13 protein-coding genes and 1 tRNA gene are annotated in these 16184 nt (G+C 44.3%); 7 read left to right on the top strand and 7 right to left on the bottom strand.

Annotation, left to right across the window (positions count from 1 at the left end; translation table 11 throughout):
- The first annotated feature begins 88 nt into the window (after window positions 1-88).
- The gene (locus tag AACQ17_RS05790) at window positions 89-595 is read left to right on the top strand and encodes a Fe3+-citrate ABC transporter substrate-binding protein (RefSeq protein WP_026027396.1); all 507 of its coding nucleotides are present in this window, start codon (window positions 89-91) and stop codon (window positions 593-595) included.
- A 104-nt stretch (window positions 596-699) separates the two neighbouring features.
- Here the strand turns inward: AACQ17_RS05790 and AACQ17_RS05795 are convergent, their stop codons facing one another.
- Together AACQ17_RS05795 and gltX are read right to left on the bottom strand one after the other, a co-directional pair.
- Window positions 700-1686, bottom strand: a complete 987-nt coding sequence (locus AACQ17_RS05795; RefSeq protein WP_026029039.1) for an OmpA family protein — start codon at window positions 1684-1686, stop codon at window positions 700-702.
- 260 nt (window positions 1687-1946) lie between these two features.
- The gene (gltX, locus tag AACQ17_RS05800; protein WP_013856240.1) at window positions 1947-3374 is read right to left on the bottom strand and encodes a glutamate--tRNA ligase; all 1428 of its coding nucleotides are present in this window, start codon (window positions 3372-3374) and stop codon (window positions 1947-1949) included.
- A 238-nt stretch (window positions 3375-3612) separates the two neighbouring features.
- On the opposite strand from gltX, the gene AACQ17_RS05805 reads away from it, so the two are divergent.
- Complete coding sequence (locus tag AACQ17_RS05805; protein WP_170935158.1) at window positions 3613-6138, top strand: heavy metal translocating P-type ATPase; 2526 nt, start codon at window positions 3613-3615, stop codon at window positions 6136-6138.
- Window positions 6139-6151: 13 nt separating this feature from the next.
- The gene (locus AACQ17_RS05810) at window positions 6152-6601 is read left to right on the top strand and encodes a DUF411 domain-containing protein (protein WP_081245276.1); all 450 of its coding nucleotides are present in this window, start codon (window positions 6152-6154) and stop codon (window positions 6599-6601) included.
- Between the two features lie 65 nt (window positions 6602-6666).
- On the opposite strand, the gene AACQ17_RS05815 is transcribed toward AACQ17_RS05810, so the two are convergent.
- Window positions 6667-9318 carry a beta-N-acetylhexosaminidase gene (locus AACQ17_RS05815; RefSeq protein ID WP_094147649.1) on the bottom strand — a complete coding sequence of 884 codons (2652 nt, stop codon included), beginning with the start codon at window positions 9316-9318 and terminating at the stop codon, window positions 6667-6669.
- Window positions 9319-10008: 690 nt separating this feature from the next.
- A tRNA-Pro gene (locus tag AACQ17_RS05820) sits at window positions 10009-10085 on the bottom strand.
- A gap of 275 nt (window positions 10086-10360) precedes the next feature.
- Between AACQ17_RS05820 and AACQ17_RS05825 the strand changes: the two genes are divergently transcribed.
- Together AACQ17_RS05825 and rluF are read left to right on the top strand one after the other, a co-directional pair.
- Window positions 10361-10501 carry a DUF3149 domain-containing protein gene (locus AACQ17_RS05825; RefSeq protein WP_010319399.1) on the top strand — a complete coding sequence of 47 codons (141 nt, stop codon included), beginning with the start codon at window positions 10361-10363 and terminating at the stop codon, window positions 10499-10501.
- Window positions 10502-10891: 390 nt separating this feature from the next.
- On the top strand, window positions 10892-11869 hold the full coding sequence (gene rluF / locus AACQ17_RS05830; RefSeq protein ID WP_094147546.1) for a 23S rRNA pseudouridine(2604) synthase RluF: 978 nt from the start codon (window positions 10892-10894) through the stop codon (window positions 11867-11869).
- A 119-nt stretch (window positions 11870-11988) separates the two neighbouring features.
- On the opposite strand, the gene upp is transcribed toward rluF, so the two are convergent.
- Window positions 11989-12615 carry a uracil phosphoribosyltransferase gene (upp, locus tag AACQ17_RS05835; RefSeq protein ID WP_026027908.1) on the bottom strand — a complete coding sequence of 209 codons (627 nt, stop codon included), beginning with the start codon at window positions 12613-12615 and terminating at the stop codon, window positions 11989-11991.
- Window positions 12616-12783: 168 nt separating this feature from the next.
- Between upp and purM the strand changes: the two genes are divergently transcribed.
- Window positions 12784-13824 carry a phosphoribosylformylglycinamidine cyclo-ligase gene (purM, locus tag AACQ17_RS05840; RefSeq protein WP_010320092.1) on the top strand — a complete coding sequence of 347 codons (1041 nt, stop codon included), beginning with the start codon at window positions 12784-12786 and terminating at the stop codon, window positions 13822-13824.
- A gap of 3 nt (window positions 13825-13827) precedes the next feature.
- The gene (purN, locus tag AACQ17_RS05845; RefSeq protein ID WP_017047307.1) at window positions 13828-14469 is read left to right on the top strand and encodes a phosphoribosylglycinamide formyltransferase; all 642 of its coding nucleotides are present in this window, start codon (window positions 13828-13830) and stop codon (window positions 14467-14469) included.
- Window positions 14470-14580: 111 nt separating this feature from the next.
- Here the strand turns inward: purN and AACQ17_RS05850 are convergent, their stop codons facing one another.
- Complete coding sequence (locus AACQ17_RS05850; RefSeq protein ID WP_010320094.1) at window positions 14581-15414, bottom strand: class II glutamine amidotransferase; 834 nt, start codon at window positions 15412-15414, stop codon at window positions 14581-14583.
- A 63-nt stretch (window positions 15415-15477) separates the two neighbouring features.
- The gene (gene lpcA, locus AACQ17_RS05855) at window positions 15478-16053 is read right to left on the bottom strand and encodes a D-sedoheptulose 7-phosphate isomerase (RefSeq protein ID WP_010320095.1); all 576 of its coding nucleotides are present in this window, start codon (window positions 16051-16053) and stop codon (window positions 15478-15480) included.
- Between the last annotated feature and the right edge of the window lie 131 nt (window positions 16054-16184).

The following is a 16184-nucleotide window of genomic DNA, read 5'->3' on the forward strand; positions in this document are numbered from 1 at the left end:
CCACTACTATTCATATACAGTGATTACTGTAAGTTCTATGTCAAATAATCTAGAATTAGTATTAACAGATTTATCGATAGATAAGATCATGAAAAAGAGTAATCTAATCACGAATACTGGTCACCGCTTTATCTCTAAAGCAAAGACCGCCTATAAAATTCATATCCATACGCCGGACGATACGGTGCTGCACCGTTCTGTCGGCTACATACGTATTGGTGAGAAAAAGGGGCTTAAAAAGGCGATAAAGCTGCGTAATGAATTAGGTTCAGAGATGTGGGGCAAACATTGGCGTCGTCTGCTCAAAGATCCCTACTTGATGACTCGCCTACCACACAGTTTAGAACCTAAAATCATATACAAACCCAGACCAACGCTCGATAACCCGGAAGCTAGGGATCCTTGTTATATCGCGGCTTGGAGACACTATGATGAAAAAGGTAACTGTATATTTCAAAGCGTCGTTTGTTCGATCAACAAGCATGGAAAGCTTGCCGCTTATACCAAAACGAAGAAGGCGCTATTAGAGGCTTATAAAGAAGACTTGGATATTCTTATCTACATGGGCCGATTGAATAGTATTGATTTGAAATAACATGGCGTGATACCGGAGCGGTTAGAGGCTAAAATCCATTGTTTTACAAGAAGAAAGCCCGCGTTTTTCACGGGCTTTCTCTATTTTCTCATACTTAAGCGTTATTATTTCACTTCATAATCAAAGCTTGGAATAACGATATCAACACGACGGTTTTGCTTTCGACCTTCGACTGTATCGTTCGATGCGATTGGGCTATTTTCCCCTTCACCTTTTACGGTAAGACGGTTCGCATCCACACCTTTAGCAATCACAACATCAGCAACAACTTGTGCGCGTTTTTCTGATAGTTTCTGGTTGTAAGCCGCAGCGCCAGTTGAGTCAGTATGACCAATAATTTCAGCATCGGCTTGTGGGTAAGCTTGCAAATATTTCACTAGTTTATCAAGCTGGTTAGTACTCTCTGCTGTTAGCTTAGTACTGTTATGGGCAAAGCTACTGCTGTCTAAACGTTGAAATGGCACATGCTTAACAACTGTTTCAGGTTCTTGGGGAATAACGACAGGCTCAACCACTGGCTGTGCAACTTCTTCAACAAACACCTCTTGCACGATGACTGGCGCAGGTTCTGCTTTACTTCCACCAAATTTATACGAAACACCTAAGGTAGCCGAGTTACCTGCCGCTCGGACAAGATCGTTATTAATATCGGTGAGGCTTTGATATTCCAAACGTAAAGTGACGTTATTATCGGTGTTGAACTCAATACCAGCGGCACCTAAATATGAGTAATCATCTTTATTGCCATAGTCAACATAAGCACCGCCGACTTTAGCATATAAGGCAATGGCATCAGTCAAAGGAAGGCTGACTTTCGGTGCGAGTGTAATGGCCGTTACTTTTTCATCATTCAGCCCCGCACCACTAAATTTGCCCAAGTAATCGTAACCTGCCTCTAATGAAAGCCAATTAAACGCTTGGTAACCAAGGTAAGCACCGACGGTAGAAGATTCATCTTCACACACATCTCCAGCACGACAAGCGTCATCAAGCCAAGATTTACCAACTTTAGCACCTACGTATACTTCAGCCATTGCGGCAGAAGATGCAAAAACAAGCGCCATTGAAACTGCTGCTGCTAACTTTTTCATACTTTTTCCTTTCCTATTTATCGTTATCATAATGCGGTTGCGGTACCCAAAAAACGGTTTACTTTTCGCCTACACACATACCTACATAACTCGGAACCACTATACTGTATGTAAAGAAAGCTTAAATAGCGCATTAGTTTATTCTCTGTCATCGTTTTGTGAAATATTGTCAGTGCTCTACACCAAAGGATTTAACAAAGCCGATATAAAGAAAAACCGCAGCATAAGCTGCGGTTCAAAGCGTTGTTCGTATGATTGACTTATTGAGCGTTCGCTTCACGCTCAGCAATAAAGGCCAATGCCATATTGATACGAGCAATGACACGCTCTTTGCCGATCAGTTGCATAACAGCATCAACCGATGGCGATTGACCACCGCCAGTGACAGCAACGCGCAGCGGCATGCCTATTTTACCCATACCGATTTCAAGCTCTTCACACACTTGAGCGATGACAGCGTGCAGGTTTTCCGTTGTCCAGTCACTCAATGCTTCTAATTTGCTTAAAGCAAGTGCTAGCGGCTCTTTCGCCACACCGCGTAAGTGTTTTTTCGCCGCATCAGCATCAAACTCAGCAAAATCTTCAAAGAAGTAACGAGATTGAGCAGCAAGTTCAACCAAGGTATTGCAGCGTTCACCAACCAGTTTAACGATCTCAGCTAATGCTGGACCGTTGTCTTTATTGATGCCTTGTTGCTCAAAGTGCCATTCAAGGTGTTTTGCGACATATTCAGGCTCTGATGTTTTGATGTAGTGATTGTTCAACCACAGCAACTTATCAGTATTAAATGCAGATGCCGATTTGCTAATAGCATTTAAACTGAAGAACTGAATCATCTCTTCACGCGAGAAAATTTCTTGGTCGCCATGAGACCAACCTAGACGAACTAAATAGTTATTCAGTGCTTCAGGCAGATAACCTTCATCGCGATACTGCATCACAGAAACAGCGCCATGACGTTTAGATAGCTTCGCGCCGTCGTCACCTAAGATCATTGCGCAGTGCGCAAACACAGGTACAGGAGCACCTAACGCTTCGTAAATGTTGATTTGACGAGGTGTGTTGTTGATGTGATCTTCGCCACGAACGACATGAGTAATCCCCATATCCCAGTCATCCACCACCACACAGAAGTTATAGGTGGGTGAGCCATCGGTACGGCGAATGATCAGATCATCCATCTGGCTGTTGGAGATTTCGATACGGCCGCGGATCTGGTCGTCAAAAATTACGCTGCCTTCTTTAGGATTACGGAAACGGATAACACACGGATCCCCTTCTTTTGCGGCGTCGTTAACCGCTTTGATTTTTGGGTGATCAGCATCGTAGCGCGGCATCTCTTTGTTCGCTTCTTGCTCGGCACGAACTTCATCTAACAGCTCTTTAGAGGCGTAACATTTGTAGGCTTTATCTTCAGCAAGCAGCTTATCGACAACTTCGTTATAACGATCAAAATGTTTAGTTTGGAAATATGGGCCTTCATCCCAATTCAAACCTAGCCAAGTCATACCTTCAAGAATCGCGTCTACGGCTTCTTGCGTCGAGCGCTCTAGGTCGGTGTCTTCAATACGCAAAACAAACTCACCACCTTGGCTTTTTGCATAAAGCCAAGAGTAAAGTGCAGTACGCGCACCACCAACGTGAAGATAGCCTGTCGGGCTAGGAGCAAAACGAGTTTTAACCGTCATTTGATTTCCTTAGGGATAAAAAGACAGCGGAGAACATGTCCACTGCAAGTACCAGGATAAAAAGTGGCGACATTTTACCACTGACGGCTAAATCTACAATCCTCGATTGCCTTTCGTTTTTCTGCGCTCAAGAATAACGCTTAAAATTCGCTTAACTTTCCTTTAGTGGAACTTGACCTTGCCCTAAAGGTAAGGTTTATGCTTCTAGCTATTGAGTTGGTTTACGGGGAATTTATCAATGAAACGCTTTCAATTGCCTTTATCAGGGCTGAAATGCATGGGTTGCGCGAAGAAACTTGAGCAGCATCTCAAGCAAGAATTTGAGGTACAAATCCACCAGCTGTCACCCACATTCATCGAACTGAGCACTTCGGCCTCTTTAAATGAACTCATCGCCGCTATCGAATCCTTAGGCTATCAAGCCTTGCTCAGTACGAACAACGCTCCTCTATCCTCATCGCAACCCACAACCTTGGTTAGCAATACACAGCCACTCGCACAAGAGACAGAAGTCTCAACAACGGGTTTGGTTAGTACCCACTTACTGATCCAAGGAATGACTTGCGCAAGCTGTGTTTCTTCGGTGGAAAAAGCACTTCTAAGCGTTAACGGTGTACAAAAAGCGCAAATCAATTTAGCTGAACAAAGCGCCTTAGTGCTCTCGCAAGCGGATATCGTTGACCTTGAACGGCAATTGCTCAATGCCATTACCCATGCAGGCTACCGTGCAGAGCGAGTCGATGACCCAGTCCAACAACAACAAAAACAAAAACAGCAATCACGTGATTTACAAAAGCAGCATAAAACCAATGCATTACTAGGTTTAATGATGGGTATTCCGTTAATGCTTTGGGGCCTTCTTGGTGGCAGCATGATTATTGTGACCACTCAACAGCAAATATACTGGGGCGGTATCGGCATTGTGTGTTTGGCTCTATTAGCCACCGCTGGCCGCCACTTTTTTAGCCATGCTTGGCTTGCGTTAACCCATAAGCGCGCCACTATGGATAGCTTAGTCGCCCTAGGAACCGGAGCGGCTTGGGCCTATTCAATGTTGGTAGTGATTTACCCAACTTGGTTTCCCGTAGCCTCGCGTCATGTTTATTTTGAAGCCAGCGCGATGATTATCGGTTTGATTTCACTGGGCCACTACATTGAGGCGAAAGCCAAAGCGAAGACAACCCAATCCTTGCAAGCCCTAATTAACTTGCAGCCACAACAAGCAACACGCATCACGGCGCAAGGCGATCAACAGATTGCAGTTGAATTAGTACAACTTGGCATGCAACTACGCATAAAACCGGGAGAAAAAGTGCCGATAGACGGCAAAGTCCTCAGCGGTGAATCTTATGTTGATGAATCCATGCTCACTGGCGAGCCGATCCCCGTCCTAAAAGTGGCAGGCGATGCCATTGCGGCAGGTACCATCAATCATGATGGCAGCTTAGTCATCGAAGCCACCGGCGTAGGGGCGCAAACCATGCTCTCGCGCATCATCCAAATGGTGCGTCAGGCGCAAAGCAGTAAACCAGCCATCGCCAAACTGGCAGATCAGATATCCGCTATTTTTGTACCGACAGTGGTTATGATTGCCCTGTTTTCCGCTCTGATTTGGTACTTTGTAGGCCCTGAACCTAAGGCCAGTTATATGCTAGTGGTTGCGACAACAGTATTGATCATTGCCTGCCCTTGTGCCTTGGGTCTAGCTACTCCACTCTCGGTTACAGTAGGAGTTGGCAAAGCCGCTGAAATGGGTATTTTGATCAGAGATGCCAATGTATTGCAATCGGCAAGCAAAATCACCACTGTAGTATTTGATAAGACAGGTACGCTCACTCAAGGCAAGCCAACCGTTCAGAACTTAGTCACGTGGGGAATTGAAGATAGCAAATTGTTAACCCTTGTTTACGCTTTGGAACTGCGCTCTGAACATCCTCTTGGTAAGGCTATCTGCCATTATGCGCAACCGCTGGTATCAACCAGCGCCGAAGTCGAGCAATTTACCAACCTAAGAGGCAAAGGGCTAATGGCAAATATTGGCGGTGATTCCGTCGTCGTTGCCTCTTTATCGCACCTTGAATCACTGGGCGTTCCTCTTACTCAAGCACAAACGGCCATTGAACACTACGCAGAACAAGCTTGGACGCCAGTCGCGGTTGCCATTAACGGTGAACTCAAAGGTCTCATCGCTATTGCTGATCCAATCAAACCTAATGCTGCACAAGCTATCAGCACACTGAACAAAATGAACATTCGTACCGTGATGCTAACTGGAGATAACCAAAGCGTGGCCACTGCAATAGCAAAACAACTGGGCATACAGCAAGTGATGGCTCAAGTACTTCCGGATCAAAAAGCACAAAAAATCGTGCAGTTACAAGAGAAAGGCCAAATCGTCGCCATGGTCGGTGATGGTATTAATGATGCGCCAGCCCTTGCGCAAGCCGATATTGGTATCGCAATGGGCAGTGGCAGTGATGTCGCAATAGAGAGTGCGCAAATGACATTGCTCAACTCCTCACCGCTTGCCGTAGTCAATGCTATCGCTCTTTCTAAAGCAACGGTAAAAAACATGAAGCAGAACCTATTGGGCGCGTTTATTTATAACACCTTCGGCATTCCCATTGCCGCTGGCGTGCTTTATCCCGCTTTTGGCTTTTTACTCAGCCCTGTAGTTGCAGGAGCGGCAATGGCTTTGTCCTCAATCACAGTCGTGAGCAACGCTAACCGCTTACGTCTATTTAAATCCCCTTTTCACTCTTAGAGGTTAGATAAAAATGAAAATGATCACAGCCGCTATGCTTAGCACCTTGTCTCTTATGAGCTACTCCGCATTCGCCACGGTGACCGAGATGACCAATTACAAATCCCCTTATTGTGGCTGCTGTACTGAGTGGTCCACTCACATGCAACAAGCAGGATTTAAGGTTAACGAGCAATTGCAAGAAGATATGACGGCGATAAAACAACAATTGGGCATTACACCCAAGCTCGCCTCTTGCCATACAGCCGTTATCGACGGCTATGTTTTCGAAGGTCACATTCCAGCCACAGACATTCAAGCCTTTCTCGCTAATCCACCGAAAAATGCCAAAGGGTTAGCCGTGCCCGGCATGCCAATCGGTTCTCCAGGTATGGAATCTGGTGATAAGAAAGAAGCCTATTCGGTTTTTGCTTTTAACGAGCAAGGTCAGGTGTTTGAGTTTGCTCACCACGAAGGTAATTGATTTTATGTAATAAAGCCTCCGACAGATGCGGAGGCTTTCATTGGGGTGCCTTGATATGGCTACAGTTATTTAACGCTAGTTACTCGGCTGACTCGCTCGCCTGAAGCAGAGATAGAACGGATCCAGACCTCACCGGACACCTTCGGTTGTTCAATGCTCGAGTAAGTAAGCCATTGTTGACCATCTAATGAGTATTGCAGCTCAACGCCTGGGAATGACGAATTCATCGACAATTTACCCGCTTCAATCTTAGCTCCAGGAATTGGCAGGCGATAATCAATGCCAGCTTTTTCCAGTTTCGCCAGCTCACGTTGCCCAACAATGTTAGCAAAACGAGTCCAATCTTGATTCAATGCAGATTTATTGACTAGGTTCGTTTGCTGAGAGTATTCAACCCCTACTTTATAGTCGTTCTCCCACTCCGCTTTATGCCAAGCACGTTCAGCGGCAGCCAACACTCGAGGGAAAACCATATACTCATACTGCTCATCATTACGAACCGTTTCTGACCACAATTGAGCTGACAAGCCGTAGAATGGTTTCGACGTCACCTCTCCTTTACCGACAAAACCATTACCATCACGATCTAATGAAGTTTCAGCGTTTTGCGGCATATTTTCCGGTGCAAAACCAAACATTTTACGCGTATCAGTCGCACGGGTGGCCCAGTAATAACCGCGCTCTTTAGGATCCGCCTCATAAGGCATATCCATGTAGACATAATCAGGGTTAGAAACAATTACGTCGTAACCTTGTTTTGCCCATTCATAAACAGAGCTTGTACCGCCCCAATAGAGGACATCCCAAAAGTTCACACGTGTATTGCGCGTGGCAAAAGCGGATTCTCCCTCGCTGTATTTCAAGCCATCTTGCCATGCTTGGAAATTCTCAATCCCTTTATCGGCGACAATTTCCGATACTTGCTCAGCAAAATAACTCGGTAAATGAGCAAAGTCACTTACTACTCCTTGGCTGACCAATGCTTGGCACTGTGGCGATTTCGCAAATGGTTTATCTTGTTGTGAAAGATCTAAGTTACCTTTCCAACTGACTTTTTCCGTCGCATTAATATCTTGGAAACCCGCGCCCAATTTGATGTTTTTCGCCTCATCGCCACCAAAATGCCAAGTCGATAAAGGCATGCCCGCCTCACTGTGCATCAAGGCCACTTCAGTGATCACCTTATCCACAAAACGTTTAGACGAGTCTAAACAAGGGTTAATAAAACTCTGCTTATCATAAAACTGAACCGTCGTAACATTGGAGCTGTCTTGAGGATCCATCAAGCGATACTGGCTAGCCTGTTCGGTTTTCCCCTCTTGGCTCAAACGATCAAAACGAGCCTCCATTGAAACAACCGCAGAGCGAGCATGGGCTGGCATATCAATTTCAGGGATCACTTCAATATTGCGCGCTTTAGCGTGCTTGAGGATTTCAATGTAATCGGCTCGACTAAAATAACCCGAGCCAAAGTTATCAGAATTTGGACCGGAGCCAAGCTGTGGCAGCAAGCAGTTTTTCTCATCTAAATCAAAGCAGCGCTGCCCACCAATGTCGGTCAATTCAGGTAAGCCCGGAATTTCTAAACGCCAACCTTCATCATCGGTCAAATGAAGATGTAATTTATTCATCTTATAAGCCGCCATTTGATCTAACGTGGCCAAAATCGCTTGCTTAGAATGGAAATTACGTGCGACATCCACCATCACACCACGGTAATCAAAACGTGGAGCATCTTCGATGTGGATCACTGGCAGCGCTGTGACATTCTGGCTATCCACTAAACCCAAAATAGATTGAACGGCGTAGAAAGCTCCCGCCTCATCAAATGCACGAATAGAGATAGCATTCGGTGCAATCTCCAACTCATAAGCACCCGATGTCGCCATCTGGTCAGAAAATTCGCTCGGTGTAATCGCAACACCAACCGCCAACTCTCCATCAAGCTTCAGCCCAATCGTTTTAGCACGCGCCTGCAATGCTGAAAACTGATCCGTCGCAAAGTCCTTCACATCAAGCTTAAGGCCGCGAGTAATATCAACAACACCTTGACCAAGCGTTGTTTTTAGAGGCGTTGGTAACAGAGCCGTTGATACATCTTGCAGTGATACATCGCTATTTCTCTCAAATCGGCTGATGGCCGTGGCAAACACATTATTATCGCTGGCGGTGCGTTTTATATTGTCACCCTCAAGCCCACGCACAAATGACGACGTATCCTCTGTGTTGAGAGATACAATAAGTTTAGGCTCTGTATTGGGCGCCGCAACGAATGCACGCGGCATAAAGTCCGTTTCAAACAACTGCCAATATTCAGCGACCAGAGGCAAAACAACCTCTTCGCCCGCAGCAAAACCATCAAATTTATCAGTAGGTTCAAGCTTATGTAAATCACCCGTTAAACGGGTAATTTTGAATTGATCATTTTCAACATCCAGAATCAGTCGAATACTGTGGAAATAGATAGCCCACTGCTTTGAATTCACGGCTTCACCTTGGTTAACCAAGGTCATGTTCACTTTATTACACGATGCCCATTCTGCTTCGAGAGCCTGACATGCCAATCCTTCATCTGCCCCGTGATTCGTTAATACGGTGTAATGAATATCCAAATTTTCCGCCAGCGCATCGACTACTTTCTGCTCTGGTGATTGCAACAAAGAGCAACCTGATAATGTGGCGATAACCGAAACAGCAATCAAACTAGGTTTCAACATTTGACTCACCCTACCTTTAAAATAAAAACCCAATATCCTGTTAAAGGACTCAAAACAGCAACAAGCATAAAGGCTTGTGACCTAAGGCATTCACCATACAAGGAGTTATTTCTAAGCGTAAAATAATTAGCTACACGAAGTGATCCAGTTCAAATCCTCTAAAATACAATCAAAACAAAACCATTTAAAATCAATAGATTAAACTTGACGTCAAAACCGTAATTTATTATTTGACGAGTTTAACTTGAGAAAGATCACATAAAAATGCATAACAAAAATGAATTTATGAATAGAGATCACTACTCACTACAAGGCGAGAAGTTCATTAAAGGGATTTGACAGGTTAAATCGTGATATAGGTCATAAATTGTAATGACTCATCAAACGTCAAAATGCGCTAAAGTGACGTTTTTTACACATTCTAATTCTATTCATTATCGTGGAATATTGACTGCTATTTTCAATAGTTGAATTTGCTCGGTGAAGGGTGGACAGTGGAAGAGCCTTTATCTTTGGTTATGAAAGTGATCACATCCAGATGCAACAAAGCCCCGCATTACTGCGAGGCCTTTAATGTGGTCGGTGAAGAGCCAGATAGTGAAAGAGGCGAACCCTTTTCTCTTTGGTAACGAAAAAACTCACCGCTTCCAGATGTAACAAAGCCCCGCATTACTGCGAGGCTTTTAAAGATGGTCGGTGAAGAGGGATTCGAACCCCCGACCCTCTGGTCCCAAACCAGATGCGCTACCAAGCTGCGCTATTCACCGAAATTTTTGCTCTGCACTTAGCGAGCAGTTCCGAGCTTTTTGCCTAGAACGGATGCGTATATTACTCATCTAAAATTAAGACGCAAGCCTTTAATCTTATTTCCATCAAATAACAAACTCATTGGCTAAATCACCATCAAATACACATAAAAACGTGACTAATCACACACCAATAGAAACATCAAGTTAACCTATGCAACATAATTGATCCAGATCAGTGTCAGCAAACAGAGCAAACTTTAACTTGGCTGTGTCTTCGAAACTTTGGAGGAAACATGGACTTTTGGCTTGATCTCCTATTTGGTAATGCTGTGGGACTGTCTTCAATGATAGTAATCTTTGGTGCTTTTGGTCTTATGCTGTTTTATGGCGGTTTCTTCATTTATAAAGTGATGAATGACAAATCTCCTCACTAGATCGCTTAGCACCTATTGAAAAATAGTGTGACGCTATGCACCGGGGTGGATTATCTGTCTGCTCCGGTTTTTTATCGCGTTAATAACTCTATCTTCTTGATGAATGGCATCATTCGCTACTCAAGAACGGTTCGATAAGAACACCTGTCTCAAAATAGTTTCCATTTTCTCATACAAATAAAAACATTCCCTCAACGCATAAATAAAGACGTCAATGCCGTCTATATCTTGTTGAGGAAAAGTGATGGGGAAAGGCTGGAAACCATGAGTGTCATTAAAAACGCCTTGGTTAATTAATATTAACTGCTAAAATATCGCAACGTTACTAGGCAACACTCAGAGTGTTGCTTTATTTTTATTCACCGCCGTTGGGAAACGTAAGAGCAACCTATGTCACAACAAGCTACCATCCGTTTAAACAAATACATCAGTGAAACTGGTTTCTGTTCTCGTCGAGAGGCCGATAAGTTAATTGAACAAGGCCGAGTAACCATCAATGGACTATTGCCGGAAATGGGCACTAAAGTCACGCCAAACGATGAGGTGTGTATTGATGGTAATCCATTAAAATCAAAAGAAAAATCGATATACATTGCCCTTAACAAACCGACTGGAATCACCTGCACAACAGAGCGCGATATTCCAGGTAATATTGTTGATTTTATTGGCCACCACAAACGTATTTTCCCGATAGGTCGATTAGACAAACCATCTGATGGACTGATCTTTCTGACTAACGATGGTGACATAGTCAATAAGATATTACGTGCTGGTAATAACCATGAAAAAGAGTACGTCGTCCGAGTAGATAGACCCATCACCGATGAATTTCTACATAAGATGGCCTCTGGTGTGGAAATTCTTGATACGGTGACACTGCCTTGCAAAGTAACCCAAGAAACGAAGTTCTCCTTTAGAATTGTGTTAACACAAGGGTTAAACCGTCAAATTCGTCGTATGTGTGAGGCCTTAGGTTACGAAGTGTTTAAACTACGCCGAGTTCGTATTATGAACATCAGCCTAGACGGCATCCCTAATGGTGAATGGCGTTATTTAAGCGACGAGGAAGTCGCTGAAATATTAGCAATGTGTGAGAGTTCTTGCGGTACGGAAGGCGCGTCCAAGCTTGATGTGACGGGTAAGCGTATTCGCAAAGCTACCGATGCAAAACTGTATGATAGTCGTGAGCAAAATCAAACCTCGACGGCACGCAGAAATCAAAAGCCAAAAACGTTCCAAGGACGCAATGCCGATGAGTTTCGCCATGCTCCAAATACAAAAAGAGCACCGCGCCGACCCACAAATTCATCACAAGGTGCGCCAGCTAATAGCCACAGAAAAAGCAGTACGTTAAGTCTTAAAAAATAATCATCGAACAATGCGTTAATTCTGTTGAGCAATAAAATGACCGTAATGACGCATCACTGAAGCAACTATAAAAAAGGAGAAACTTTCGTTTCTCCTTTAAGACAGTATAAAATTAACGCTTATTTCGTACCAAAAATCTTATCACCAGCATCGCCAAGACCAGGAACGATATAACCTTTATCATTCAATTTCTCATCAATTGCCGCCGTATAGAGCTCAACATCAGGGTGCGCTTTTTCTAACGCCGCGATGCCTTCAGGCGCTGCAACTAAAACGAGAATTTTAAATTGGTTACAGCCGCGCTCCTTGAGCAAATCGATCGTCGCAATCATGGAACCGCCAGTTGCCAGCATTGGGTCAACCACAAGCGCAATTCGCTCCTCAATATTAGAAGCGAGTTTGTTGAAATAAGGGACAGGCTCAAGCGTTTCTTCATCACGATAGATGCCAACAACACTAATCCGCGCACTTGGAATGTGCTCCAAAACGCCGTCCATCATGCCAAGACCAGCACGCAAAATAGGTACTACCGTTACTTTTTTACCTTTGACTTGATCAATTTCAACTGGGCCATTCCAGCCTTCAATCGTCACTTTTTCTGTTTCAAAGTCTGAGGTTGCTTCATAAGTTAGTAGGCTACCCACTTCTGTAGCTAACTCACGAAAACGCTTAGTGCTGATATCCCCTTCCCTCATTAACCCAAGTTTATGCTTAACTAGAGGGTGTTTAACTTCAACAACTTTCATTTTCATCTCCGACGACATTTAAACAAACCTTCGAATTGTACACACTTTTTATGCTAATTTCAGTGCCAATTATAAACAAAAAAACTGACGCAAACGTTTTCCTTTTTGTTTTAAGCCCTGTTAGAATAGCGCCGTTTTCATATCCAACTTATGACCGAGGACTTCCCCGTGAGCGGTAATAACACTTCTCTTAGTTACAAAGATGCTGGCGTAGATATTGATGCAGGCAATGCACTTGTTGAACGAATTAAAGGCGCCGTCAAACGCACTCGTCGCCCTGAAGTTATGGGTGGCATTGGTGGTTTTGGCGCGCTTTGCGAGCTACCAACCAAATATAAACATCCTGTTTTAGTCTCTGGCACCGATGGAGTTGGCACAAAACTTCGCCTCGCATTGGATATGAATAAGCACGACACCATTGGCATTGACTTGGTTGCAATGTGTGTTAACGATTTGATTGTTCAAGGTGCTGAACCGCTTTTCTTTCTGGACTACTACGCCACGGGCAAATTGGATGTAGATACAGCTGCTGATGTGGTGTCGGGTATTGCCGATGGTTGTGTGCAAGCAGGTTGCGCTTTAATCGGTGGTGAAACCGCTGAAATGCCGGGTATGTACGAAGGTGAAGATTACGATGTCGCTGGCTTTTGTGTCGGTGTGGTTGAAAAAGAAGAGATCATCGATGGCTCAAAAGTAGCAGCAGGTGATGCTCTGATTGCGGTTGGCTCTAGCGGCCCTCACTCAAACGGCTATTCATTAGTTCGCAAGATCCTTGAAGTATCAGGTGCCGACAAAAATGAAGACTTAGCTGGCAAAACGATTGGTGAGCACTTACTGACACCAACCAAAATTTACATCAAATCAGCGCTTAAAATGATCGCCGAGCACGATATTCACGCCATTTCACACATTACCGGCGGTGGTTTCTGGGAAAACATTCCTCGCGTTCTTCCGCAAGGGACGAAAGCGGTGATTGACGGCAATAGCTGGGAATGGCCAATTATTTTCCAATGGCTGCAAGAAAAAGGGAATGTAACCACTCACGAAATGTACCGCACATTTAACTGTGGTGTCGGACTGATTGTTGCGCTTCCAATGGATCAAGCACAAGCGGCGGTTCAATTACTGCAAGCGGAAGGCGAAAATGCGTGGGTTATCGGTCATATTGCTGAAGCTCAACTCGATGAAGAGCAAGTAGAGATCAAATAACTGATGAAAAGTATTGTTGTTTTAGTTTCAGGAAATGGCACCAACTTACAGGCTATCCTTGATGCGTGTGAAACGAAAATTAAAGATGGCAAAGTAACGGCTGTTTTTTCAAACAAAGCAACTGCTTATGGCTTAGAACGAGCTAAAAAAGCAGGTGCGGCGGCGGTGCATATTGACCCAAATGCCTTTGACACGCGAGATGCGTTTGATGCGGTATTGATGGAGAAAATTGACCAATACGCGCCTGACTTAATCATTCTTGCTGGCTACATGCGTATTCTGAGTGGTGAGTTTGTGCGTCACTATTTAGGACGGATGCTCAATATTCATCCTTCTTTACTTCCTAAATATCCTGGGTTGAATACCTACCAACGCGCGATTCACGCAGGTGATGAAGAGCACGGCACCAGTGTGCATTTTGTGACTGAACAACTTGATGGTGGCCCAGTAATTCTACAAGCAAAAGTGCCTATTTTTGATGAAGATACCGTTGAGATTTTGACTCAACGTGTCCAAGCTCAAGAGTATCGAATTTACCCACTAGTGGCACAATGGTTCGTTGAAGGACGCTTGGAAATGCGTGAAGGTAAAGCCTATTTAGATGGCCAATTACTTGGCATGCATGGTTATGCTTTCGATGAATAAATCGTATCTCTAAATAGTGCGAAAAAGGTTGCCTCAACAGCAACCTTTTTTATTGTCATCTCAAATACAATTCAAACAGCAGTAAATAGAACAAGCTTAAGAATAAAAACCTTAAATAGGTGCTTGGCAGCCTGGCTTTGCCGCGGCAAACGGAATGTCAGCTAAGGACTGCGCATTGCCATCAACGTATTCGCCATAATGGAAAATCGCATATTCGCCTGGCTTCATTCGTTGCCAAGTTTCATTTCCCGTCAGTGGCTGAGTCGCAATCACTGACACAACATCATCAGGCGTTGTTTCTTCTTGGAAGTTAATCTCGACATCTTCATCAAGTAAACTTGCTTTCCCAAAGGGGGCGCGTCGAGTAATCCAGTACAGATGATTCGTGCAATAGGTCACCACAAACTCACCGTCAGAAAGTAGCATATTAAACACACCTTGCTGCTTAAGTTGATCGCAACACTTCGCAACGAATTGAAACATGCTGAGCATATCTTGAGGCGGTTCAGGATAACGCGCTTCTAACTGCTTTAACAACCAACAGAAAGCTTGCTCGCTATCCGTTTCACCAACAGGGCGATAGCGCCCAGTTTCTAGCTGCTGATGATCAGCCAATTGTCCATTGTGAGCGAACGTCCAATATCTCCCCCACAATTCTCGAGTGAATGGGTGAGTATTTTCCAAATTCACCCCACCCCGATTTGCTTGACGAATATGGCTAACCACTGCCCGACTTTTTATAGGGTAACTCTGCACAAGCTCTGCAATTTTTGACTGAAAGCTAGGGTTAGGATCTTTAAAGGTACGAAACCCCTTCCCTTCATAGAAAGTGATTCCCCAACCATCACGATGCGGCCCCGTGTTGCCGCCACGCTGAATCAACCCAGTAAAACTAAAGCAAATATCAGTCGGCACATTGGCACTCATACCGAGCAATTCACACATGGTTTAATGCACTCCCTTTTGCAACCACAAACACATTAAAAGAAAAGAACGGTGTTGAACTTCTTACGCCATCTCTTTTTCAATCAGTTGGATAACGATGTGGATGATCTTGATATGGATTTCTTGGATACGATCCGCGTAGCCGAAGTGCGGGACACGAATCTCGATATCCGCTAAACCTGCCATTTTCCCACCATCTTTACCGGTCAGTGCAATGGTCTTCATCCCTTTGGCTTGGGCCGCTTCAATCGCTTTCAAAATGTTCCCTGAATTACCAGAAGTCGATAGGCCAAACAGGACATCGCCTTTTGAACCCACCGCTTCCACATAGCGAGAGAATACAAAATCGTAACCAAAATCATTGCTAACGCAAGACAAATGGCTTGGATCTGAAATAGCAATACCAGGATAACCCGGACGATTCTCGCGATAGCGCCCCGTTAGCTCTTCAGCAAAGTGCATTGCATCACAGTGGGAACCGCCATTACCGCAAGAGAGCACTTTTCCGCCTTGCTTAAATGAGTCGGCAATCAGTTTTGCGGCGGCCTCAATTTGAGCGATGTTATGCTCATCATTAAGAAATTTGTTTAGCACGTCAGCCGCTTCGGTCAATTCACTTTTAATTAAATCCTGGTACATAGATATATTCTCTTTTTAATCTGTTTACCGATAGGCTCCATCAATCAAGAGCCAGTAACAGGCTTGAGTTTACCCAAACCATCCTTTCTGTCGATAGTTCGACTTCAAGAATTGTTGTTTTCTCCCGCTTC

The sequence above is a fragment of the Vibrio sp. V10_P2A27P122 genome (assembly GCF_963874335.1).
Lineage (GTDB): Bacteria > Pseudomonadota > Gammaproteobacteria > Enterobacterales > Vibrionaceae > Vibrio > Vibrio anguillarum.